This is a genomic window from Micromonospora sp. R311, assembly GCF_056780015.1.
In genome coordinates, this window is sequence record NZ_JBSWCE010000059.1 from 1 (window position 1) to 21,498 (window position 21,498).

Here is a 21,498-nt window from a genome sequence, read left to right on the forward strand (position 1 = left end):
CTCGACAACGAACCGGAAAACCGAACAGCGCACAGAGCCTCACGCAGGCGATCTACACCACGCCACGGGACGTGACCCTGGCCGGCGAACGCGACGAGCCATACAAGCGCGATCGCCATGACAGCGTCTGGTGCCCTACTGCGATCCCGGTGGGAATGTCGTTGCCTGCCGTGTTGACCTGTCCGGGCACGCCAAAAGGGTGCCGGGCCGAGATTTGGACATCTCGGCGGGTGCGGCTTTGCCACGCGCAGGCCCTCGCTGGGCCCCGCGCCTTGATCCCGCGCCTTAGCGTGGCAGGGTGGCAGCACCCCGCATGGCACCGCCGTCGGAGATGAGCCGCCGGCTGACGTTCCTGTTCGCAGTGGCGTCGGGAGTGGCCATCGGCAATCTCTACTGGGCGCAGCCGCTGCTCGGCTTCATTGCAGGCGACCTGTGCGCTGCGACCGCGACGGCCGGCTGGCTCGTCACCGCGACGCAGGTCGGGTACGCCGTCGGCGTGCTGCTGCTCGTGCCGCTCGGCGACGTCCTCGACCGTCGCCGGTTCGTCCCGGTGATGCTGCTGACCTCGGCCGCCGCACTGCTGCTGTGCGCGCTGGCGCCGTCGATCGGCGTACTCCTTCTCGCACTGGGCGTGCTCGGCGTGACGACGATTTCCGGGCAGGTCCTCACGCCGCTCGCCGGGGACCTTGCCGGCGACGCCCACCGTGGCCGGGTTGTCGGCGCCATCGGGTCCGGGACCCTCACCGGTGTCTTGGCCTCCCGCACGATCAGCGGGTTCGTCGCCGATGCCGCCGGGTGGCGTGCGATCTTCGCCCTCGCCGCGGTCGTCGCCGTCCTGCTCGCGGTCCTGCTCTATCGCGCGATTCCACCGCTGGCACCGCGAGCGCCCATGCCGTACCCGGCGCTCATCGCCTCGGTCGGCGCGGTGGTCATGCGCAAGCGGGCGGCCCGATGGACGCTGGTCCTCGCCGCCACCGGGTTCGCCGCGTTCTCGTTGCTCTGGACGGCGCTGACGTTCCTGCTCAGCGGCCCACCGTTCCGGTACTCCGCACCGGTGATCGGGCTGTTCGGGTTGGCCGGCCTCGCCGGCGCCCTCGCCGTCCAGCACGCCGGTCGTCTGCACGACCGAGGTTGGTCGCTTCCGGCCACCGGCGTGGCATGGGTACTGGCCCTCAGCGCCTTCGTCGTAGCGGCGTTCGCCGGCCGGTCCGTCGTGCTCCTCGTCCCCGCGATCATCATGATCGATGTCGCGCTCCCAGGGGCAGGCCTACTCAACCGGGCGCGGCTGTTCGCCGTCTCCCACGAGGCCCGCAGCCGGCTCAACACGGCGCTGGCCACCGGCAACTTCATCGGCGGTGCGATCGGCTCCGCCGCCGCGACCGCGCTCTGGTCCGCGGGCGGCTGGACAGCGGCCACGATCGCGGGAGCGGCGCTTTGCTGCTTCGCGCTCACCGTGTGGGCGCTAGGACGTCGGGGCCCACTCGTGATCGCTTCGCCGTGACGGACACTGTAACGGGCCGTAGCGAAACCTCCCTCAACCGCGCGACATTCGCACATAGCGCTCGTAGCGCTCCGGAGTCGAACCCGCCATGACGCCCGCGTGCGCAGTCCACGTGTCCGCTTCTCGGCATGTGCGGACGTCGCCTACTTCTGAGGCATGAGCCACTCGTGCTGACGCCTTCGCGACCGCCGAAGTGGTCGCCGTTCAGGAAGCCCTGCTCAGAGGTTTGCCGGTGGGATTCGGGTCTCAGCTCCCGGGATCCATACCGACGCCACCACGACGGCACCCAGAGCCGTACATCGATGCGGCATGGCCCTCGTGTTAGCGTCGGCAGGCTTCAGGTCGACAGCCGGCACCAGCCAGGCGGGGAGCAGCGAACCCTGACCACTTCGGTCTTCTCTGGGAGGTCACACTCACTCGCTCGCTCACATCGTCGCAGGTCAGAGCGTCCTTCTCCGCCCGAAGCTAGTGAGCACTTCGGACGCGGTGACCACTTCGCCAACCTGCACCCAATTTGCACCCACCCGCAAGGCATGAACACTCACAGGGGTCCTTACCGCCGTGACCTGTGGATACTCCCCTACCAGGCGACATAGAGTGCCGTTGACTGCTGTTCGCTGCCGTTGAGTGCAGTTGTGTGAAGCAGGACGCTGCACCGACTCTGACCTGCGGAAACGTGGGGCCGCAGGCAGGGGTGGGTGCAGTTGAGTACCGTCCGATGCCGTTGGACGCAGTTTAAAGCCGTTCAGTGCACCCAGTTGCTCCCAACCTGCTCCCCCGAACCGGCCTTGCACCCGACGGCCGATGTCGGGATCGTGAGCTGTTGGCCCAGCATCTTGGCTGGCCCACCAGCGCTGAATCCTGCAGCCGCATCGGTCGATTGCCAAGCACGTTCACGAACGCCGGTCACGCCGTCCCGGCCTTGGTTGCTCAGTCGTCCTGGTTACAGATGGTGACACCCGAGTGGCCGTACTCACATGCCGAGAACACTCCGCACATGCCAGTGCTGACCGCGATCCCGCCAAGCTCAGGCCAGCTCACCAGCGCGCCTCATCGCGATGCCGACATTAACCGCCGAGAAATCCTTCGCCAGGGCGTCAACATCCTCGATTCGCTCCCATCGAACCAGTTGGTTGCTCGGACCGATCTCGAACAGGAGACACTGCAGGTCGGCAGTGATGAACACGCCGTACTGGCTGTTGTCCTCGCCGCCGACCAGCCCGGCTAGGAGGACCTTCGACGCATGCAAGCCCTGGGCCGTCAGCAAGCTGCGGAGACCAGCGAAATCGGAGTCCTCACGCAGTAGTTCAGTGAGCTCGCTGACTTCCAGGCGGAGCTCCGCCTCAGTCTCGTGCACTGGCCATACCCCCACGCTCGTCGTCCTTGACAGAGAGGACATTACGACACGGCTCGGGCCGCCTTCGGCAACCGCAACTGCCGTGATGCGCGGCGTCCCTGTCGCGGCCCGTGAGGGCCTCCGCGACGGGCCTTGAAGATCATGTCGGGCATCTGGTAGGACGCGAGTGTCAACAGTCGTCCGCTTGCTTGAGCTGGGGCTCCATGCCATGAACCTTGAACACTCCGACCACCTGTATCGGTAGGCGCGGTGACCCAGCGGTCTGGTCACGACGAAGCCCTTCGGATCCAGGTGCAGCGTCGACGGCCGTACCAGCTCGACTACTGCTACCAGGGCGGCGCAGCCAAAGAAAGCCACGACGATCCAGCCGGGCAGGAAGCCCACCGTGATCCAGTAGACGCCGACCGACACGAACACGAGCGTGCCGAACAACACGCCGGTGGACCGTCGACGCGACATCACCAGGACGCGTGCAGGTGGTGGCGAGCCCGATACAGCCATGCATCAGTGTGCCCTTCACGACGTACGATGATGCCACCTCATCGAGATCGATGAGTGTTCAGCCCTGGAGCTTTGGTCCGAACGCCGCTACGGTCTACACCCGCACCACAAGGTATTAAGGTGGTAGCCCCTTGGCCGCAGCCTGCCGTGCGTAGTCGGCGGCATCGCGTTCGGCTTCGGCGCGGTTGTAGTCCGAATCCGCGTAGGTGTCACCGAACTTGACCATCTCAGCGATCGTGTGATCGAACTGCATAATCATGAGTTGCGTGGACGACAGAGCGCTTTGCTCGACAGCAACCTCGCCGGCAGACACCTAAGCCTCGCAAGTACGTTGGGCGGCCAGGCTAGCCGGGCGCGTCCCCCATGGCATGGCTGCTTGTCTGCTACCCGACAGCACCGCGCCCAGACGCACTAGCGAAGCAAGCGCCAGTTCGGCCCCGAGCGTCAGACGTTGAAGCGGAACTGACATCGGCACGATTCTCCCACGATCCCGTGTTCGGGTCAGCGCTACTTGATCCGGATGGGGGAACCTGACGGAAGGGCAGAACGGGAGGCAGGGATTTGACACAGCACACTGTAGACGCCGACGAGATACCGACCGGCTTTGGTGAGGCCACTCTCAATGCGCTCCGGCGTTCCGTCGGGACGCGGCCCCGACGCTGGCTGGTCGCGACCACTCTGCTGCTGGGCCTGTTGGCCGGCGTGGCGATGACCGCGGCAGGGCGGCCCGGCGACCTGACGTTTTCCACCCTCTCGGACATGGTGCAGAGCCTGATGTCAGTGACGGTGCCGTTCCTCGGCGTCCTGCTGGCTCGCGACCTGCGCCGGGCACCCCGCACGGCCCGGCTCACCCCCACCCTGCTGGCGGCGACGCTCCTGGCCGCCGCAGTCGGACTCTTCGGGGTCCTGGTCTGCGCCGCTGCTCTCGCGCTCGCACCGTCGGGCGCCGCCCCGGACCCGTGGCGGCACGCCGCAACCATCGCGGTGGGCGGCGTACTGGTGCAGATCGTCGCCCAGCTGGTCGGCACCGGGCTGGGCCTGCTACTGCGGTCTGCTGTCATCGCATGCCTCGCCACCATCGTGCTGCCGCTGGGCCTGTGGGCCGTGCTGGGCGGAATCGACGTCCTCGAGCCTGCGCAAGCCTTCACCCCGTACGCCACAGTCCGGAACCTGCTCTCCGGCCAGATAAGCGCGGTGAAATGGGCCCAGTGGCTCATCGTCCTCCTGACCTGGGGCGTAGGTCTAAACGCCCTCGGCGCGGCCCGGCTGAAACGGTGGAAGCCGGGAGGCGACCCAGCGCCAGGGGCCACCACGCGCGATTCAGCTCAGGCAGCGTGACGGCGGCACTTGGCGTTGTATTGATCACGGGCGGGGGGGTAGTCGATCAAACCGGGCGACCGGGCGCCTGAGCTGCTGCTGCTACACCTAGCATGGATGGTCAACAATGGTCGCTGCTGGTTCCCCTTCGACGGCCTGAAAACGACATGATCTTGAGGGCTGGCAGCTTCGGCTAAAGAGTGAACACCACGCGGCGGACAGCGAGCCCGGCTACGTCCTCGACGAAGGGCTCACCGGCACGGGCGCCGCAGGCCACATAGAAGTCGACGGCAGACTCTCGCGCTTCCGCCCACATAACAGACTCGCCAGCCGCCTGCGCCCGCTCTGCAACCGCAGCGAGAAGCCGGCGACCACACCCCTGGCCCTGATAGCTGGCGTCCACCGCCATCCCAAAGAAATATCGGGCCGGCACCTCAGGTTCGTCCGGGCAGGGCCGGGTGGCATGGGAAACCACGGCGGCAATCGCCTCCCCGTGCAGCAGCGCCAGGTGGGCTGCGTGGTCGCCCTGAATGCGCGTCGCCGACGGCACCTCCCAACCCAGCACGCCGTGCCGCAGCCCGAAGGTCGCCTCCACCGGTACATCTACAAGATCCATGCGTTTACGCTAGTCCGCCCTGCCCCGCCGTCCGGGGAGCGGGCCACCGCCCGACCCGCCACCGTCAAGCGGACCTTGACGCACGTACGGACGCTGCCGGAACAGACTGAGTTGGCTCTCGTGTCACGGACCGCGCCCCCGGCGGACACCGCCACGGTGGCGCAGTTGATCCAAACCTCGCCCGCACGGACCCGGCTCCCGGGTCGGAGCTGGCCACCGGCGGCCACCTATCCCCCTCCCCGCGCTGACCCGCTTCGGGACGCCGGGTGAGGTGCTGACGGACGACGGTAAGCAGTTCACCGGCCGGTTCACCAAGCCCCGCCCGGGTGAAGTGCTCTTCGAACGGATCTGCCGGGAGAACGGCATCGTCGCCCGCAACACCAAACCCCGCACCCCGACCACCACCGGAAAGGCGGAACGGTTCCACCAGAGCTTGCAGGGTGAATGCCTGGACGGGCGGGTGTTCGCCACCGTCGAGCAGGCCCAGGCCGCGGTAGACGCGTTCGTCGCGGCATACAACTACGACCGGCCCCGCCAGGGCATCGACGACGCCTTTCCCGCCGACCGGTTTCACCGCCCTGGCCTGGTGCGAAACCGGCCCGCAGCGAAGGATCTGCCGTTGCGCCTCCCATCCGGGCTGCTGCCCGGGCCACCACTCACACCCAGGAAGCCACCCGCCGTCGAGGGCGACACGGCGCTGACCGTATCCACCGGCCGGCCGCAGCCGGTGCAGTTGGTCCGGGTCGTGCCACCGTCGGGGAACCTGACCGTCGCTCAGCAGCAGGTGTGGCTGGGGCCTGCCCTCGCCGGCACTCGGGTCACGATCTGGGTCGACACCGACCGGCTGCACGTCCTGACCGCCGACGGCGCCCGGATCAAGTCCAGCCCGTCGCGGCTGTCCCAACGCGACCTGGCCCGCCTCCTGACCGACGGCGGCGCACCCGCCGGACCGTCCCCGCTGCCGCAGTCCGAACCACGGACCACCGCCGTCGAGCGGATCGTCAATGCCTGCGGCGGGATCAGCATCGCCGGTCGGCAGATCAGCGTCGGCGTGCCACTTGCCGGTCAACGGGTCCGGGTCCGGCTCGACGGCGTCCTCCTGCACGTCATCGACGACGCCGGGCAGCTGCGCCGCACCCTGCGCTGCCCACTGCCGCCCACCGCCTGCGGCCGCATCCGCGACGCCCGCCCGGCGTCCGCAGTCCCGCCGCCAGCGGCTATCCCGCAAGTGGAACGAGTCGTGTCCATCAACGGCAGCATCCAGGTCGCGGGACAACGCATCCAGGTCGGCAAAGTCCACGCCCGCAAGTTGGTATCGGTCGCCCTCGACGAGCACGCCATCACCGTCTACGACTCCGACAACCCGATCAAAGCCGTGCCCCGCCGCAGCACCACCGACCTGAACCGCAGCAAGGCCAAGCACCAGATCACGGTCACCACTGGGTGAGCATCGGCGTCGGGAAGCGCGGCTGCCGCTATGGTCGCGTGGCTACCACGGCCAGTGCCCAGCCAGGTGGACCGGATCGTCGCCCGGCGACACCACGAACACGCGCTCGCCGCTGTCATCGAACACCAGCAGCGGCCCCGCCTGCGACGCCAGCGCCACCGCCGCGGCCAACACGGCACTGCCGGACGGCTTGCGGAACCCGATGTCGGTCACCGCCTGGTCCAGCTCCACCGGCTCGTCACCGTCGGCGCCATCGACGCCCAGAGTGACCTCGCCCAAGTCCAGGCCATCCATCGACGCGCAGCTGGCCGGGTCAGGGCAGCCCGGAAGATCGCTGGCCACGTCATACCCGGCGACCTGGAACCACGGCACGCCATGACAACCGGCCACCCGGAACGCGGACAGGACCTGCGCCACCGTCGGCAGCTCACGGCCGGCCGATGGCTCCTCGGGCAGACCAAAGGAAGACTCAGCGGCAGCCACCCACTCGAGCCCACCGTCTGCGACCGCGGTGTGCAGGGGCGTCACCAGCAAGTGCCAACTCACAGCACGCATCGTGCCATCCAACGGCCGGAAGCCCGAGACGCGAACAGTCCCCTCCCGGACGGCCTCGCCCTACCATCGACCCAGGCACCAGACCTAATCGACCACGACCTGGCGTCAAGCGTCCTGCGACGCCGTTTCGTCAACCATCGGGAGTGTGTCGATTTCCGTGTTTGGGCGTGTGGTGTGATCGAGATTGTTAGATGGCGATCCGGTCGCCGTAGGCGAGGATCAGGGCGTTGAGGGCCTTGGCCCAACCGTAGACCCGGCCGGTGATACTCCCGCCGCCGCGGCGTTTCCGCTGGACGACGAGGTAGAGGACCTTCATCGCGGCCTGCTCGGTCGGGAAGTGGCCCCGCCGGCGGGCGGCCTGCCGGAACCGGGCGTTCAGGCTCTCGATGATGTTGGTGGCGTAGAGGACCTTGCGGACCTCGTGGTCGTAGTCCAGGAACGGCACGAACTGCGGCCACGATGTGCGCCAGAGCCGGATCATGGCGGGGTACTGGTCACCGAACTCGGCGGCGAACGCCTCGAAGCGGGCCTCCGCAGCCGCGCACTGCTGGTGCACCGCCTGCGGCCACACCTGCTCGATCGCGTCGGTCATACCTTTCAGGCCGTCGGAGCAGACCATGAACAACGTCCTCGACACCCCGGTTACGCAGCTCGGTGAGGTAGCCGGCCCACTGCTTGGCGCCCTCACCGCCGGTGCCGGCCCACATGCCCAACACGTCGCGTTCCCCGTCGAGACTGATACCGACCACGACGTAGACGGGCCGGTTCGCGACCTGCCCCTGCCGAATCTTCATCACCAGCGCGTCGATGAACACCACCGGATAGATCCGGTCCAGAGGCCGCTGCCGCCAGGCTGCCATCTCGTCCACGACGTTGTCGGTGACCCGGCTGATCAACTCCCGAGACGCGCCGGCGTCATACACATCCGCCAGATGAGCGGAGATCTCACCAGTCGTCAGACCCTTGACGTACAGCGACAGGATCGCCTCGTTGAACCCGTCCAACCCGCGGGCGTGCTTCGGGACGATCCGCAGCGTGAACGAACCCGCCCGATCCCGCGGGACCTGGATCCGCACCGAGCGCTGACTCGAGAACGGTCCGGGTGATCCCCGCGAGGAGCCCACCCGGCCCGACCAACGAGACTCCATCGGCCCTGGCCCGCTCCACCAGTTGCTGAGCGAACTCCACCTCCGCCGCCGTCTGCTGGGGACGAGCAGCGTTCTTCTTGTCTGCCATGACGTGGTCCTTCCCGGACAGGATCAACGTCCTGTCCAACGGACCACACCCAGGTCAAACACGGAAATCTACGCAGTCCCGCTGCCAGGTCAGGAGGTGTCCGGTCTCAGGGGGTCACTTCAGTAGGTCCAGCGGCAGCGGGTACGACCCTCTGGCGTGCCTGCTGCAGAGCGTCCCGCGCCTCGCGCAGCCGCCGTTCGGAGTCCTGCTGGGAGACGTTCGCCCGGCTCTGGTCCTGCCGCAGCAGAAGCAACTGCTCGCCGAGGGCCGCTACCTCCGTTTCCATGGCCAGGATCTGCCCTGCAAGAGGATCCGCCGGCGGCGACAGATTCCGGCCGCCGGGGGTCGGCGCTACCGTGGTGCGGCCGCCCGGCAGTTGCACCGGCCCAGCCGGAGACGGCCGGATCCCCGTATCGGGGATGGCATTGGGCAGCGGCGGATCGGCGTACACGGGGCTCGCGAACGCGGCCGTGGCTACTGCGCCCAACAGAGCGGACCATGCGACCGGACGTAGGACCGCCAAGCTTTCCCCGTACCGCCTGGACCGTCCATACCCGCTACTCATCATCTCGCTCCCCGCCCGGCGTCTGCACCGCATGACGTACAGCGGTGGCATCTGTCCGGGAGCCGTGGTCAGGTAGTAACGGAACGACAATGGCGGGCACCTACGATGCGACGATAGTAGGAGTGTTGGCTGTGAGATCGCAGCGACGATCGACGGAGGCCGTGCGTCCCTACAGGACCGACGAACGCTGGAGCAGGTAACCGGTAAGCAATCGAGCGTGAGGCGACCGTTCCGGGACGCTGAGCGAAGGCCGCCGGAGTGGGCGACCAGAAGCTGGCGAGGAGTCCGTGCGTGGGGGAACGTGGCGTCTTTCCCTTTGGAGACGGTGGCCTCTACACCAGGGCCGTACTCAGACGCAGAAGATGACGGCGGTGGCGGCGCTGACCAGTGCCGGTGCGAACACCGCAGCCAACGGAAGGGCGACACGGGCCGACGTTCGGTAGCCCGGCGCCTCGGCCTGCAGGCGGTGAAGCCGCGTCGGCACGTCCGCTCCGGCCATCGGAAGGGCGTGCGTGGGGTGCGGAGCACCGTTGAGGGCGATCAGCGCCGCGCGAACTGCGGGCGCGCCACAGGTACGCACGGCGGCCGCATCGGCGCACAGTTCAACCAGAAGTCGCATGGCGCGCGGGGCACGGCGGGTCAGCGGCACCCAGGGCGCGGCCGTGGCGAGGACCTCGGCGAGGGCGACGATCAGATGGTGGCGACCGCGTAGGTGCGCCCGCTCGTGACAGAGCACCGCCGCGCGTTGCGCCGGAGGCAGCTGCAGGACGCCGGCGCTGACGACGAGCAGTCCCCGGCGGCCACCGACGCTGTAGGCCAGTGGCGCGCGGTGCGGAACCCGCAGCACCGGTTCGCGCTCCGGCGTCAGGGTTTCGCCGAGCAGAGTCATCAGGTCCTGGTGCGCTTGGCGGGACTCGCGCTGGGCACGCCACTGCCGAGCTGCCACGACGACCGATCGTGCGGCCAGCGTGGAGACGGCCAGCGCGCCCGCGACGCCGAGGACCTCGTCCTGCGCGGGGAGGTGGCCGTGGCGTACCGCGTGCCAGCAGTGGTGCGCCAGTTGCTCTGCCCAACTCTCGAAGCGGTTGACCGGCGCGAGCAGCAGAGCTATCCCGGCGGTGAAGGTCAGCAGCACCGCGGCCAGACTGCCCCACCAGGCGAGGAGCACAGCGATCGGATCACGGACCCGGCCGACGGCGCGCTCCAGCAGGGCCGGGGCCAGCCAGGCTACGACGAGCGCGCCGACGATGAGGGCGACGGCGGGGCTCACCGGGAATCCGACCGCTCGTCAAGCACCTGCCGCAACACCGCCAGTTCCCGGTCAGAGGCCGAACGGGCGAAGTGCAGCAGCACCACGTCCGGTCGGCGACTGGTGTTCAGCACGCGCCGCAGGGTCCGAGCCACGAGTTCCTCCCGGCTGCCGGCCGGCCGGTAGTGGTAGGCCTTGCCGCTCTTGTCACGCAGCACCCACTGCTTGCGGTGCAGGTTGTCCAGAACGGTCATGACGGTGGTGTAGGCCAGGGTGCGTCCGGTCAGCCTATTGAGCACCTCACGCACCCGCAGGGGCTCGTCCGCCTGCCACAGCACGTCCATGACGGCGGCTTCCAACTCACCCAGGCCGTTCAACTCACACCGCCTCCCACATCCCGTCAGCCTACGCTGACGTCGAGGCGCCGTACGTCTGCAACCCTAGGGACGACAGAAGAAGACGACGGCGGCGGCCCTGGCGTCGCGCGCCCGGGCCGCCGCGGTCGGTGTTGCTCGATCGTGGGTGTCAGGCGGAGTAGCCGCGCGAGGCAGCCCACTCGGCCAGCTCGCCGACGGAGATCCAGTAGGTGCCGTCGCCCACCGGCTGCCACGGGTCGGCGATCTTCACCTGGTCGCCGTCATAGGCCACCACGGTCACGTAGTGCCCGACCGGGAAGTCGCGCGACACGCCGTCCACGTCGGTGCCCGCACCGATGACGTTCACCACCGGAACGCGGTCGTTGTCGATCGCGGTGGTCAGGTCATCCTTCAGGCGCCGCACCTCGTCTTCGGTGGCCGTGTCGTTCGGGATCTCACCGGTCTTGTAGACATCCTTGCCGAGCTCCTCGTTGAGAACCCGGGTGACGTCGAACGCCGAGGCCGTCCCGGCGACGGTGGTGCCCAGCTTCGAAGCCAGCTCGTCCTGGCTCTGGATCTTGCCCTGCGCGCTGAGCGCGATGCGGGTCGACGCCGGGCCGCAGAAGTAGATGTTCGGCTGCTCCTGGAAGCGGTAGTCGACGCGCTTGTCCGACTTCTTGTCTGCCTGCTGCACGGCGACGACCGACGGCACCGACGACGGCGCGGCCAGCGCACCCGTCACCGGCGCGGTGACGCCGGCGGCGACGAGGGCCAGTCCGGCCACGCCGAGCGCGCTGCGGCGCACCACTGCGGTACGAGCCGTGGTCCCTTGCGTGAGGGTGTTCATCTTTGTCACCTTTCCTCGGGGTGACCAGGCCGATGTTTGTCGGCCGGCATCACGGGGATCCGCCATCTGGCGTCGAAGGCCGGATATGGCGAACGCCGGGGCTGCTGCTCCGGCGTACATCTGCGCAACCGCTCATGGCCGACCGGCATTCCGCGATCACCTCGTGGGCGCCGGTGGCGAGCGCCCCATCAGCTTCGAAACCGGACGCCCATCACAGATAGGCAGGTCTACAACCACGCGGTGGGACCACGGGCCTCAGCTACACGGCGGCGGGCGGACCCGGCACGGGTCCGGCCGCCGTCTCGTCGTGCCTTACAGGCGGTCGAGGATCTTCTGCAGGGCCTGCACCTCGGCGGCCTGATCCGCCTCGATTCGCGCGGCGAGGGCCTTGGCGTCCGGATTGGCGCCGTTGGCCTGTTCGGTCTTGGCCATCTCGATGGCACCGTTGTGGTGGGCGATCATCATCTGCGCGAACATCTTGTCGAACTCGGTGCCCTTGGCCGCCTTGAGCTTGTTCATCTGCTCGTCGTCGGTCATGCCCGCCATGCCGGTCGGGGCGGTGCCGTGCATGTCGTGGCCCTCGGGGGCGGCGGTGGGCTTTCCCCACGCGGTCAGCCAGCCGGTCATCGTCACGATCTCCGGATCCTGCGCGGCCTTGATCTTCGCCGCGAGGTCCTTCAACTCAGGGTCGTTGGCGCGGGTCGGCGCCAGATCGGCCATGTCGACGGCCTGCCGGTGGTGCGGAATCATCATCTGGGCGAACATGACGTCGGCGTCGTTGACGGCGGCGCTGGCCTGCGCCGACGCCGATGCCGTGACGGCCGGGCTGTTGCCGCTGCCGTGGTCCATGCCGCTCATGTCGTCCCCGCATGCCACGGCGGTGGCGGCGAGAGCGGACAGGGTGACGCCGGTCAGCAGGGCGCGGCGCAGCAGGATGGTGCGCTTCATGGTGAAGGAGTGCCTTTCGGGTTGGTGTGTGAATGTAGGAGTAGCGGTCGCTTGACCGGCCGTTCCTATATCCGCAACACCGACACCGCCGCAACGCGCAGGCCCAGCAACGGCACAGGGGGACCACGCCCACCCCTGTGGGCTGCGAGACGAGTCCGGGCGCCAGGCCTGTGGCGGTGGGATCGGACACGCAGCAGCGCCAGGCCGACGGCCAGCCCGAACGCGCCGAGCACCGCCAGGCACACCGAGAAGAGATCCATGTCGGTGCTGCCGCCGGTCGTCGGCTCGCCAACCTGCGCAACCTGAAGCAGGTCGTGGGAGTCGTCCTGACCGGCGGCGGTGAGCGCGCCGTGTGGCAGGCCCTCCGCCATGGTCTGGTGCCCGTTCGCGGCGTGGCCGCCATGGCCGAAGGTGTGCATCCCGGCGACACCGAAGGTCAGCAGGACGAGCAGCAGCACCCGGGGCAGGCTGATCAGCCCGGGCGGGCACTGGCGCGCTGTCCTGTTCATACCGATTTAGGATAGTAGGTAGCATAATCGGCGGCCAGCAGTGCGACGGAGAAGCGGCACGTGCTCGCCGGCCGGACGGGCGGGATGGGTGACGGTTGGGGCTACGGCGTCAGGTTGGGGATGTCGAACCAGGAGAACGGCGCCCACGGCAGGTTACGCAGCACCGTGCTGTAGACCAGGAAGACGACGATGTACGTCCCGTAGACCCAGGCGGGCAGGCGCAGCGCGGGTAGTTCGCGTCCGAGCCAGGCCGAGGCGAGGAAGCGGACGGCGAGGTAGGCCACGAAGGGCACCGCGACCAGCGCGAGCAGGTGGTGGCGAGCGGCCTGGACGAGGTCGCCGTGCAACAGGTAGTAGACCATGCGGGTGCCGCCACAGCCTGGGCCGTTGATGCCGGTGAGGGAGTGCCATAGGCAGGGGCCGGTCGGGTCGGCGACCCGGTCGGTGGGATCAAACCGGAGCACGAATCCGATCGCCGCGGCCAGTGCCGCACCCGCGGCCACCGACGCGGCGCGCCGCATCGCCCGGTCAGGCGCTGCCGTGACCTGACGCACCGGTAACCTCCTCGCTGCGCCAACGGACGGCGCTCACCCAACCCGTCGCGGTCATGCCTGCACCGTGACTCCCCACGACGCTACTACTAGCGGGCAATAGTAGATGGCCTACCATCGGGGCGCAGTTGCGGACGGTCCGCGTAGCCGTCGCAGATCGCGGAGTCGAGGCAAGGGAGCTGGGTGTGGTCCTCAAGGGGCAGAATCGGTTGGCGTGGCTTGGCGTCACTCTCGGCGTCCTCCTGCTCGTAGCGGCCGCGGCCACCGCGCTCAGCTGGCGTGAGGACACCGCCACGTCGACCGCCTCGACGACGGTGGACAGCGGTCGGCTCAGCCACGTGCATGGCCTTGGCGTGAACCCCGCGGACGGGCAGCTGTATGTGGCCACCCACCACGGGGTGTTCCGGCTCTCCGGCACCGAGGCGACCCGGGTGGGCGATGGCCGGCAGGACACCATGGGGTTCACGGTGACCGGCCCCAACGAGTTCCTGGCCTCCGGTCACCCGGCCCCGGGCGAGGACGGGCCGACGCACCTGGGACTGATTCGCAGCACCGATGCCGGCCGCTCCTGGCAGAGCCTGTCCCTGGCCGGGCAGGCCGACTTCCACCTGCTGCGCTTTTCCGGCGGCGTGGTGTACGGCCTCGATTCGACCACCGGCGCCCTGATGGCCAGCAGTGACCGGGTCACCTGGCAGACCCGCTCCACGATCGAGGCCTACGACCTGGCGGTCGATCCCAACCGCCCGGACACCCTGCTGGCCACCACCGAGCAGGGCCTTCGCCGCTCCATCGACGGCGGACGCACCTGGACTCCGGCCGGCGGCCCGCCAGCGGTGCTACTGCATTGGTCCCCGCGGGAGCTGGTGGCGGTCACGGCGGACGGCACGCTGGTGCGCTCCCTCGACGCGGCCGCGACCTGGTCGTCCACCGCCGGCCGCGCTCCCGGCGACCCGGCCGCTCTCACTGTGCACGAGAACCTCATCTACCTGGCCACCCGGGACGGCCAGGTGCTGCGCAGCGCCGACGCTGGCACGACGTGGCAGCCGATGATGCCCTGACCAGGGGGCCTCAGCCGGCTACACCCCCTCAAGACGCGTGCGGCGGCCCGGCCGGATCATCCCGACCGGGCCGCCGTCCTTGCCTGCGTCAGTGCTGGCCGGGGGTGAGCTTGACCCGGCGCAGCAGCTGGGCGTTCAGCGCCACCACGATGGTGGAGGCCGACATCAGCACCGCACCGACCGCCGGACTGAGCGTGACTCCGGCCCAGGCCAGCGCGCCGGCGGCGAGTGGGATCGCCACCACGTTGTATCCGGCGGCCCAGGCCAGATTCTGGATCATCTTCCGATAGGACGCCTGGGACAGCCGGATCACGCCGGTGACGCCACGCGGGTCCGACGAGGCCAGGATGACCCCCGCGGACTCGATCGCCACGTCGGTGCCAGCCCCGATGGCCAGGCCGACGTCGGCGCGGGCCAGGGCGGGTGCGTCGTTGACTCCGTCGCCGACCATCGCCACGGTCAGCCCCCGTGCCTGCAGGTCGGCGACCGCCCTGTCCTTGTCGGCGGGCAGCACCTCGGCGAAGACCTCATCCACCCCTTGCCGGAACCCGAGGTCGGCGGCGACCGCCTCGGCGACCGGGCGGGCATCTCCGGTGATCATGACGATCTTCTTGACGCCCTGTTCGCGCAGCTCGGAGATGGCCTCGCGGGCCTCCGGACGGACCTCGTCCTCCAGAGCGAACGCGCCGACCGCGGCCGGTTGGCCGGTCTCCGGCAGACGGATCAGGTGCAGCACCGCCGCGCCACGGGTCGACCATCCCCGCGTGACGTTGGCCAGTTCCCCGGGCACCTCCGCGCCGAGTTCCCGCAGCAGGGCGGGGCCTCCCACCGCCCAGGTGGTGCCGTCGACGACCGCCTGGACCCCTCGGCCGGTCAGGGACCGGAAGTTCCCGGCGACCGCCCGCAGCCCCCGGTCCTGCGCGACCTTGACCAGAGCCTTGGCGAGCGGGTGTTCGCTGTCGGCCTCCACGGCGCCGGCGATGCGCAGCACGTCGTCCTCGTTGCCGCCGCTGGCGGCGGCCGTGGCGGTGACGGTGTGCGCGCCCTTGGTCAGGGTGCCGGTCTTGTCGAACAGCACCGCATCCACCGTGCGCATCCGCTCCAGGGCGAGGCGGTCCTTGACCAGGATGCCGGCCTTCGCCGACACCGCGGTGGACAGCGCGATCACCAGCGGGATGGCCAGCCCGAGGGCGTGGGGGCAGGCGATGACCAGGACCGTCACCGTCCGGACCACGGACTGGTCGAGGTCGCCCAGCGCCCACCAGGCGGCGAAGGTGACCAGGGCGGCGGCGGTGGCGACGTAGAAGAGCATCGCGGCGAACCGGTCAGCCAGGACCTGCGCCCGGCCGCTGGAGGCCTGCGCCTGTGCCACGAGCCGGCCGATGCCGGCCAGCGCCGTGTCCTCCCCGACCGCGTCGACCCGGACCCGTAGCGCGGAGTCGGTGGCCACGGTGCCGGCCACGACCCGGTCCCCGACGCTGCGGGGCACCGGCCGGGACTCCCCCGTGATCATCGACTCGTCCAGCTCGGCGGAGCCGTCGACGATCCGGCCGTCGGCGGGTACCCGGCCACCGGAGCGGACCAGCACCACGTCTCCGACCCGCAGGTCGGACACCGATACCCGGTGCACGGCGCCGTCGTCGTCGACCCGTTCGGCGTCGTCGGGGAGCAACGCCGCCAGCGCGGCGAGGGCGCCCTGCGCCTGACCGATGGCCTTCATCTCCTGCCAGTGACCCAGGAGCATGATCGTGACCAGCGCTGCCAGTTCCCACCAGAAGTCCAGATCGAACACGCCGAGGTTGGTGGCCATCGAGGCGACGTAGGCCACCGTGATCGCCATCGAGATCAGCAGCATCATCCCCGGTGTCCGGTCGCGGACCTCGCGGACGCCGCCGACCAGGAACGGCCAGCCGCCGTAGAGGAAGACCACCGATCCGAGAACCGGGCCAACCCAGCTCATGCCAGGAAAGTCGAGGGTGTAGCCGAACCAGCCCATAACCATGTGGCTGGTCGCCACGATCGGAATCGTCAGCGCGAGGCTCAGCCAGAACTTGCGCCGGAACTGCTCCGGGTCGTGCCCCGCGTGCTTGTCGTGAGCCCCGTGCCCACCGGCGGATCCGTGCCGCGCGTGGTCGTGGTGGCCGCCGTGGTGGCTAGCCGCCGGCCGGACACCGCCCAGGTGCCCGTCATGCGGTCCACCGGTGGTGTGCTCGCCCACCTGCACCTGGTGCCCGTGGTGTCGCGCCTGGCCGGTGATGACCGTCGGATCGGTGTGGGTCGTGTGTTCGTGTCTCATTGCCGTCCACCTCCAACCGGCACCATATACCCCCTAGGGGTATCCGGCAACTCGTCTTTGCGGGGCCGGCCAGACCTGGTGCGACGCGGATTCGGAGCCCCAACGGGCGTTACCGTCGGTACCCGTACCCCTGAGCGGTATCGACACATGCGGCCCGGAGGGCGACCACCTCTCCCGTGTTCGCAGCTCATGGCCCAGGACAGTTTCGGAGAGCCTCCAGGGGATGCCCGGAACCGCGCTGAGCCCGCTGAGACGCGCTTGAGGCTCGACTCCTCGTCCCGCTCCGACGCGCCTGGGCGTCCGTCGGGCCGGTCGAGGCTGTCGGCCCCGCTGCCGCGCCCAGTCGAGCAGCTCATCCTCGGCCGTTGCGAGGACGGGCACCACCGCGTCCGGGCTGCCCACCTGGACACGGCTTCGTGGTCCGGGCATTTGATCCCACAGCCGCATCACCAGCTGCGTCAGTTCCGGACCGGGGGGGTACCGCAGACCGCCAGGACGTCCGCGTCCGCGGGTGACGCGGCTAGCCGCCAGCAGCGCGCCAGGACATGTCGTTCGACGGCGACGCGGGTCAGCCAGTACCCGGGCACCTCCACCACCAGCACGTGCGCGTGGCGGACCGCGGACCGGGCGATGGCATCGGTCATGCCCATCTGAGGGCTCCCTCCCGCCAGGCCCACAACACCGCCACGAAGACGGCGCCGAGGAACAGGAACATCTCGACGACCGCCGTGACCCCGAGTTCAGCGACGACCACCGCCCACGGGTACATGAACAGCATTTCGACGTCGAAGGCGAGGAACAGCAGGGTCGCGAGGTACCAGCGGACGTGGTACCTCGACAGAGCGTGCTCTTGAGGTTGCCAGCCGGACTGGAACGGCAGGACCGTCAACGGGTCAGTGGCGACCGCCGCGAACCGGTGGGCCAGGTACAGTCCCGCAACGATCAGGGACGCGACCAGCGCCGTGCCCGCTGCTCCTGAAAACATGCCGCCTCCGCTGATCCCTCCCGTTTTACAGGTCAATACGGTCTTTCTACCCGCGCGGTTGGCACCCGCGTCGCGTGTCCGGGTTACGACCTTTGTGCGGCTCGTCCAACACGTCAGCGCGTAGAGGTGCGGAAGCGAGCGGTTCTGGGGCTAGCGGGGGCTGCGCATGGACAGACCGCTGACGCATGTCCGGGCAGGCGTTCGGGTTGATGCGTGCCCTCCAATACTGCGGACGACCACGGCCGGCTGCACGACCAACCGCTGCCACCATTCATCCGCCGCCTCTCTACTATCACCGGATAGTAGGGGATAATCTGGACGACACCCTGCAAGGCGAAGACCGGTGAGGCGAGGCGAGCACCACGGGCGCCATGGAAGGGGGCCTCATCTGAAGGCCGGACGGCAGGAGATATAGAGGGTTTCCAGCCGGACCGCCGCCCCGACCACTGCGACCGGCTGGGAGACCGGTCCTTGTGGCGGTGACCGACCTTGCCGACAAGACGCGCCGCTCCAACATGGCCGAGGACTGGCCGCAGTTGGCACGACACGGGACCGGCCCGCCGGGTGACGGGCCGGTCCTCGTCGCGTATCGCTCTGGTCAGCCGCCGGCGACGGACGGGACGGGTGCTGGCGACCCGCCGGCCACCGCGCCCGGATGCGGCGCCTGAACCGGAGCCGGCCCGAGTCCGGTCGGCACGGGCAGGGCGCTGCCCTTGAGGAACTCGTCCCAGCTGACGTTCCAGGCCGTCCAGCCGTTGCCCGGCTGCAACTGCACCTCGGTGCCCTTGAACGTGACCAGGTCCCCGACCTGTGTGACGCCCATCAGCCAGTCTGCGGCGGCGGCCGAGATGTTTGTGCAGCCGTGCGAGACGTTGGTCTTGCCTTGGTCCCCCTCGGACCACGGCGCCCCGTGGATGAACTCGCCACCCCAGGTGAGCCGCTGGGCGTCCTCGACGTCGACCACGTAAGGGTCGGCCGAACCCCGGGTGTCGAACGTCGTGAACTCGTGCTTCTCCATGATCACCATCTTGCCGCTGGAGGTCGGCGTGCTCGGCTTGCCGAGGCTGACTGGGATCTTGCGGATCAACTTCCCGTCCCGCATGACCGACATCTGCTTGGTGGCGTTGTCGACTTCCAGTGACACCTGCCGGCCAATCTTGGAGGTGGCGCTGCGGTCCGCGTCACCGATCCGCTCCCTACCGATCGGCAGGCCCTCCAGTCCGGCTCGGACGCTGATCGTGGTACCCGGTCGCCAGAAGTCGGGCGCCCGGTAATAGACCTGGCTGCCATCGTCCAACCAGGACCAGACCCCCGGCTGCGGCGGGTCCGTCTTGACGAACAACCGCCGCTGCACATCCGCTCTGGCCTCTTTCGGGATAGGCGGGTCAAACGCGACCGTTACCGGCATCGCCGTGCCGTATGTGCGCTTGTCGGCGAAGTAGAGGGTGCTGGTAACGGCCGGTTTGGACGATTTCGGCATCGTGGTGAACGTCGTCCTTCGAGTGGTGCTCTTTCCGTGGTCGCCGGTTGCCGTCACCTCGGCGGTGTAGGTCTGCTGGGGGCGCAAGGGCGCGCTCGGCACCCAGGCCGACCCGTCCTCCCGCGGCTCTGCCTTGATCTGCACCCCCTTGTCGTCGATAATCCGCACAGCCGTGACGCGGCCACCCTTCACTGCGGTGCTCACCTCGGCGCTGACCGGCACATCGCGCGCGCGATCCGATGGCGTAATTGTCAGTTCTGGCGGCGCCGTCGGCCCATTGGCAGGTCGGTCGCCCATTTTGCGCTCGGCGGTGCAACCCCCGAGGACCAATGGTGCGGATGCGATGGTTACCGCAAACAGCGCCAATCGCTGCCTGAATTTCATCATGCGTCCCCCCGTGATGACTTCCCCTCGCCACATTCTCTCTACGATCCGGCCATAGTAGGCCGGTTTTCAAAGATTCAGGGACGCACGCATGGGCAGGGTCAGCCGCTTCACGCTGGGCAGGAACGAACCGATTACTTTTGTATGTGGCGGTTGTAGCAGAAGGGGTAACATGTCCTACCCCTCCCCCGCTGACCCCTCCCCTGCCTCGTGCGAGATTCCAAACGCGACGTGCGAGGTCAACTGCCCCCGAGGACGCCCTCGGTGGCCAATCGCATTCGAACCCGCTGCAGACGTCCAAGGCAGTACGCCCAGAGCCAATCCGGCAGCCGGACTGAAACAGGATTCCAGACCGACGGTCAGGTAGCCGAGTAACGGCGAAACGGAGGGGTCAGACCGAATAACCTGCAAATGTGTGATCCGCTGTCGGGCTTGGCGATTGAGGATGCGTGACGGCCGCAGTGGCCAAAGGTTCTTGGCCGGCCGGGGCTAGAGCAAAATCTTGCCGTCATCGCGAGTTGCTTTCACCAATCCGATCCCATCGACCCCGCCGAGGATTACCGTCCAATAACGTGGCTACCTCTCGTATTGCGGCGATGACCTTAAGTGCAGCTCTGGTTGTGCCCGTCGTGGCGGTCGTGCCACCAACGCGGGCGGCAGTCGCGGCGGCCGTGCCATGCCCGGCCGCCAAGCCGCCGAAGCCGCCACCCGCGACACCATCTCCGCCACCGGTTGACGCCGCCCACCGCAAAGTCGGAGGGGACGCGCTGGCCACAGCAGGATTGGCGATCCCCCCAGATGTGCCGAAGCCACCGGCCGTGACCGCCACCTCGTGGCTCGTGGCGGACCTCGGCAGTGGTGAGGTCCTTGGCGGATGTGGCCCGCACGAGCGACGAACGCCGGCCAGCGTACAGAAGCTACTGCTGGCCGCCGCCCTGATGCCCCGCCTCGATCCGGCCCAGGTCGTCGAGGTGAAGAGCGAGGATCTGGATGACCTCGACCCGGCCAGCTCGTTGATGGGGGTGGTCGAGGGCGGCCGGTACTCCATTGAGAGCTTGTGGCTGGGGCTTCTCCTCACCTCGGGAAACGACGCGGCCAACGTGCTGGCTCGCGTCGGCGGCGCCGGCGCCGGCGCCGGTAGGGAGGGCGGAGTCGACGCGATGAACGACGAAGCCCGGCGCCTGCGTGCGAACCAGACCCACGCCGCGACGCCTTCGGGTCTGGACGGTCCCGGCCAGTACACCAGCGCGTACGACCTGGCGCTCATCGCGCGTGCCACCTTCGCCAGAGAGGACTTCCGGCGGTACATGCAAACCAGGGAGGCGACGGTACCGGCGCAACGGGGAAAGCGGGCGTTCGAGATCATCAACGACAACACTCTGCTCGACCGCTACCCGGGGATGCTGGGCGGGAAGACCGGCTTCACCCGACTGGCGCGGCAGACCTACGTCGGCGTGGCCGAACGCGACGGCCGACGGCTCGCGGTGACCCTGCTTGGGGCGGAGACGGAGCCGCGGGGGAGTCTGGGGGAGGCGATAGCCCTGCTCGAGTGGGGATTCGAGATCCCCGCCGATGCTTCTGTCGGCCGGTTGGTCACACCTTAGGAGCAGGCGTCCGCGTTGTCGTTGCCGACCCGGCCGCGGCATCGAGTGCCATCGGACCGGTGGTCCCAGACCGTCGCGCGCTCCCTGGCCGTGTGTCGGTGCACGCCGCACCAGCAAGGGCCAGGGGTGTTGGGCC

The 21,498-nt window shown here is 68.8% G+C and carries 18 protein-coding genes and 3 pseudogenes; 5 read left to right on the plus strand and 16 right to left on the minus strand.

Going from position 1 to position 21,498, the window contains the following annotated elements:
• Positions 1-298 precede the first annotated feature (298 nt).
• Positions 299-1,501, plus strand: coding sequence for an MFS transporter (locus AC1WTP_RS32090; protein WP_481652980.1), 1,203 nt, complete (start codon positions 299-301; stop codon positions 1,499-1,501).
• A 1,027-nt stretch (positions 1,502-2,528) separates the two neighbouring features.
• Here AC1WTP_RS32090 and AC1WTP_RS32095 read toward each other — a convergent pair.
• Positions 2,529-3,293 carry a hypothetical protein gene (locus AC1WTP_RS32095; RefSeq protein WP_481652981.1) on the minus strand — a complete coding sequence of 255 codons (765 nt, stop codon included), beginning with the start codon at positions 3,291-3,293 and terminating at the stop codon, positions 2,529-2,531.
• A gap of 181 nt (positions 3,294-3,474) precedes the next feature.
• Positions 3,475-3,672, minus strand: a complete 198-nt coding sequence (locus AC1WTP_RS32100) for a hypothetical protein (RefSeq protein ID WP_481652982.1) — start codon at positions 3,670-3,672, stop codon at positions 3,475-3,477.
• Positions 3,673-3,920: 248 nt separating this feature from the next.
• On the opposite strand from AC1WTP_RS32100, the gene AC1WTP_RS32105 reads away from it, so the two are divergent.
• Positions 3,921-4,697, plus strand: a complete 777-nt coding sequence (locus tag AC1WTP_RS32105) for a hypothetical protein (protein WP_481652983.1) — start codon at positions 3,921-3,923, stop codon at positions 4,695-4,697.
• A gap of 172 nt (positions 4,698-4,869) precedes the next feature.
• On the opposite strand, the gene AC1WTP_RS32110 is transcribed toward AC1WTP_RS32105, so the two are convergent.
• Positions 4,870-5,292 carry a GNAT family N-acetyltransferase gene (locus tag AC1WTP_RS32110; protein WP_481652984.1) on the minus strand — a complete coding sequence of 141 codons (423 nt, stop codon included), beginning with the start codon at positions 5,290-5,292 and terminating at the stop codon, positions 4,870-4,872.
• 271 nt (positions 5,293-5,563) lie between these two features.
• Between AC1WTP_RS32110 and AC1WTP_RS32115 the strand changes: the two genes are divergently transcribed.
• A complete protein-coding gene (locus AC1WTP_RS32115) occupies positions 5,564-6,739 on the plus strand; it encodes an integrase core domain-containing protein (protein ID WP_481652985.1) in 1,176 nt (391 codons plus the stop codon).
• 42 nt (positions 6,740-6,781) lie between these two features.
• On the opposite strand, the gene AC1WTP_RS32120 is transcribed toward AC1WTP_RS32115, so the two are convergent.
• From AC1WTP_RS32120 to AC1WTP_RS32160, 9 genes and pseudogenes are all read right to left on the minus strand, one after another.
• Complete coding sequence (locus AC1WTP_RS32120; RefSeq protein WP_481652986.1) at positions 6,782-7,285, minus strand: hypothetical protein; 504 nt, start codon at positions 7,283-7,285, stop codon at positions 6,782-6,784.
• A gap of 196 nt (positions 7,286-7,481) precedes the next feature.
• Positions 7,482-8,530 (minus strand): annotated as a pseudogene (locus tag AC1WTP_RS32125) (IS256 family transposase).
• Between the two features lie 106 nt (positions 8,531-8,636).
• Positions 8,637-8,816: a hypothetical protein gene (locus AC1WTP_RS32130; RefSeq protein ID WP_481652987.1), complete on the minus strand. Its 180-nt coding sequence runs from the start codon at positions 8,814-8,816 to the stop codon at positions 8,637-8,639.
• 628 nt (positions 8,817-9,444) lie between these two features.
• Positions 9,445-10,365: a M56 family metallopeptidase gene (locus tag AC1WTP_RS32135; RefSeq protein ID WP_481652988.1), complete on the minus strand. Its 921-nt coding sequence runs from the start codon at positions 10,363-10,365 to the stop codon at positions 9,445-9,447.
• Positions 10,362-10,721 carry a BlaI/MecI/CopY family transcriptional regulator gene (locus tag AC1WTP_RS32140; protein ID WP_167189114.1) on the minus strand — a complete coding sequence of 120 codons (360 nt, stop codon included), beginning with the start codon at positions 10,719-10,721 and terminating at the stop codon, positions 10,362-10,364. The genes AC1WTP_RS32135 and AC1WTP_RS32140 overlap by 4 nt, the downstream gene beginning before the upstream one ends.
• A 148-nt stretch (positions 10,722-10,869) precedes the next feature.
• A complete protein-coding gene (locus tag AC1WTP_RS32145; protein ID WP_481652989.1) occupies positions 10,870-11,547 on the minus strand; it encodes a C39 family peptidase in 678 nt (225 codons plus the stop codon).
• Between the two features lie 312 nt (positions 11,548-11,859).
• Positions 11,860-12,495 (minus strand): DUF305 domain-containing protein, encoded by a 636-nt coding sequence (locus AC1WTP_RS32150; RefSeq protein WP_481652990.1) that lies wholly within the window; start codon positions 12,493-12,495, stop codon positions 11,860-11,862.
• Positions 12,496-12,560: 65 nt separating this feature from the next.
• Positions 12,561-12,953 (minus strand): hypothetical protein, encoded by a 393-nt coding sequence (locus AC1WTP_RS32155; RefSeq protein WP_481652991.1) that lies wholly within the window; start codon positions 12,951-12,953, stop codon positions 12,561-12,563.
• A gap of 152 nt (positions 12,954-13,105) precedes the next feature.
• Positions 13,106-13,558 carry a DUF2752 domain-containing protein gene (locus AC1WTP_RS32160; RefSeq protein ID WP_481652992.1) on the minus strand — a complete coding sequence of 151 codons (453 nt, stop codon included), beginning with the start codon at positions 13,556-13,558 and terminating at the stop codon, positions 13,106-13,108.
• Positions 13,559-13,740: 182 nt separating this feature from the next.
• Between AC1WTP_RS32160 and AC1WTP_RS32165 the strand changes: the two genes are divergently transcribed.
• Positions 13,741-14,613 (plus strand): F510_1955 family glycosylhydrolase, encoded by an 873-nt coding sequence (locus tag AC1WTP_RS32165; protein WP_481652993.1) that lies wholly within the window; start codon positions 13,741-13,743, stop codon positions 14,611-14,613.
• 88 nt (positions 14,614-14,701) lie between these two features.
• Here AC1WTP_RS32165 and AC1WTP_RS32170 read toward each other — a convergent pair whose 3' ends face one another.
• The 4 genes and pseudogenes from AC1WTP_RS32170 to AC1WTP_RS32185 form a co-directional block, all read right to left on the minus strand.
• Entirely contained in the window at positions 14,702-16,909 is a 2,208-nt protein-coding gene (locus AC1WTP_RS32170) for a heavy metal translocating P-type ATPase (protein ID WP_481652994.1), read from the minus strand.
• A 327-nt stretch (positions 16,910-17,236) separates the two neighbouring features.
• Positions 17,237-17,559, minus strand: a pseudogene (locus tag AC1WTP_RS32175) (hypothetical protein); the annotation flags it as partial.
• Complete coding sequence (locus tag AC1WTP_RS32180) at positions 17,550-17,894, minus strand: NADH-quinone oxidoreductase subunit A (protein WP_481652995.1); 345 nt, start codon at positions 17,892-17,894, stop codon at positions 17,550-17,552. The gene AC1WTP_RS32180 and the pseudogene AC1WTP_RS32175, both read right to left, overlap by 10 nt.
• 598 nt (positions 17,895-18,492) lie before the next feature.
• The gene (locus AC1WTP_RS32185; protein ID WP_481653000.1) at positions 18,493-19,758 is read right to left on the minus strand and encodes a L,D-transpeptidase; all 1,266 of its coding nucleotides are present in this window, start codon (positions 19,756-19,758) and stop codon (positions 18,493-18,495) included.
• Between the two features lie 572 nt (positions 19,759-20,330).
• Here AC1WTP_RS32185 and AC1WTP_RS32190 point away from each other — a divergent pair.
• Positions 20,331-21,359: pseudogene (locus AC1WTP_RS32190) on the plus strand (D-alanyl-D-alanine carboxypeptidase family protein); the annotation flags it as partial.
• Between the last annotated feature and the right edge of the window lie 139 nt (positions 21,360-21,498).

Excerpts from the sequence above, each read along its gene's own strand:
- AC1WTP_RS32150 (WP_481652990.1), bottom strand. The coding sequence starts at position 12,495 with ATGAAGCGCACCATCCTGCTGCGCCGCGCCCTGCTGACCGGCGTCACC.
- AC1WTP_RS32110 (WP_481652984.1), bottom strand. The coding sequence starts at position 5,292 with ATGGATCTTGTAGATGTACCGGTGGAGGCGACCTTCGGGCTGCGGCAC.
- AC1WTP_RS32170 (WP_481652994.1), bottom strand. The coding sequence starts at position 16,909 with ATGAGACACGAACACACGACCCACACCGATCCGACGGTCATCACCGGC.
- AC1WTP_RS32185 (WP_481653000.1), bottom strand. The coding sequence starts at position 19,758 with ATGAAATTCAGGCAGCGATTGGCGCTGTTTGCGGTAACCATCGCATCC.
- AC1WTP_RS32180 (WP_481652995.1), bottom strand. The coding sequence starts at position 17,894 with ATGTTTTCAGGAGCAGCGGGCACGGCGCTGGTCGCGTCCCTGATCGTT.
- AC1WTP_RS32145 (WP_481652989.1), bottom strand. The coding sequence starts at position 11,547 with ATGAACACCCTCACGCAAGGGACCACGGCTCGTACCGCAGTGGTGCGC.
- AC1WTP_RS32130 (WP_481652987.1), bottom strand. The coding sequence starts at position 8,816 with ATGGAAACGGAGGTAGCGGCCCTCGGCGAGCAGTTGCTTCTGCTGCGG.